The sequence below is a fragment of the uncultured Campylobacter sp. genome (assembly GCF_938045595.1).
In the GTDB taxonomy this organism is placed as follows: domain Bacteria; phylum Campylobacterota; class Campylobacteria; order Campylobacterales; family Campylobacteraceae; genus Campylobacter_B.
This window is the reverse complement of sequence record NZ_CALIBB010000277.1, coordinates 1-1,164: the sequence shown is the minus strand read 5'-3', so window position 1 is coordinate 1,164 and position 1,164 is coordinate 1. Positions and strand designations below refer to the sequence as shown.

At 48.1% G+C, this 1,164-nt stretch carries 1 protein-coding gene and 1 pseudogene; both read left to right on the top strand.

Annotated features, from left to right (window positions below; genetic code table 11):
• Positions 1–639: phosphoribosyltransferase family protein (locus Q0340_RS10810; protein WP_298083306.1), on the top strand; the 639-nt coding region annotated here is incomplete at its 5' end.
• A pseudogene (locus tag Q0340_RS10805) lies at positions 623–1,164 on the top strand (polyribonucleotide nucleotidyltransferase); the annotation flags it as partial. The gene Q0340_RS10810 and the pseudogene Q0340_RS10805, both read left to right, overlap by 17 nt.

Here is a 1,164-nt window from a genome sequence, read left to right as displayed (position 1 = left end):
ATCAAAAACGAAAATTTTCTAATAATCGCTCAGTCTCTGGAGTCGCTTCCTATCGCAAACCATCTTGCTCTAAAACTAGGGCTTGCTTATGAGTTTTTATTCACAGAGCCTGTTTTAGCGCCAAATAATCCTGAATGCGCGATCGCGTGCGTAAGCGAAACCCAAGAGATCGTGATGGTAGATGAGCTCGTGCGAAGCTTCGGCATCAGCCTGGATTACGTTTACGGGCAGGCGAATAGACTTTATGAGGAGAAAATTTTAAAAAATATGTATAAATTTCGCAAGGGCGAGCTTTTGGGAAATTTAGAGAAAAAAAACGTCATCTTGGTAGATGAGGGGTGTGAGAGCGGGCTGACCGCACTTACTTGCATAAAGACGCTCGTAAGCTTAAACGCCAAAGCGATCTTTTACGCCACGCCCGTTATCGGCAGCGATAATGCAGATGAGATCGCCATGCTAGTAGATGGAATTTATGCCGTTCACAAGATCAGAGACTTTGTGAATGTGGATTTTTATTACAAAGAAAAAACGCTCTCAAGCGCGGAGGAGATAATGCAAATTTTAAACAAATGCCCGCTTTATCTGCCGTTTCACGAAACCAACAAAAACAAGGAGAAAATTAATGCAGTGCAAAATTGAAGTAAATGGCAATACCGAAATTTTCGATATCAATAAGGTCGCAAAGCAAGCCGCGGGCGCGGCGCTTTTGCGCGTGAAAAATACCGTCGTGCTAGCCACCGTAGCGCGCGAAGAGACGCAGGTGCAGGAGGACTTTTTGCCCCTTACCGTGCAGTATATCGAGAAGATGTACGCAGCAGGTAGAATCCCTGGAGGCTACATCAAGCGTGAGACCAAGCCGGGCGATTTTGAGACGCTAACCAGCCGCATCATAGACCGCTCGCTGCGCCCGCTCTTTCCGAAGGGCTATGCGTATCCGACGCAGATCGTAGTTTACGTGCTATCGGCGGACCCCGAGGTCGATCTGCAAGTCGTCGCTCTTAATGCGGCGTCTGCGGCGCTGTATCTTAGCGACATCCCGATTAAAGCGCCGGTTTGCGGCGTGCGCATAGGCTATCAAAATGGAAGCTTCATATTAAATCCGAGCAACTCTGCGCTTAAAGCTAGCGCGCTCGATCTTTACGTAGCAGGCGTCGGCGATGAGCT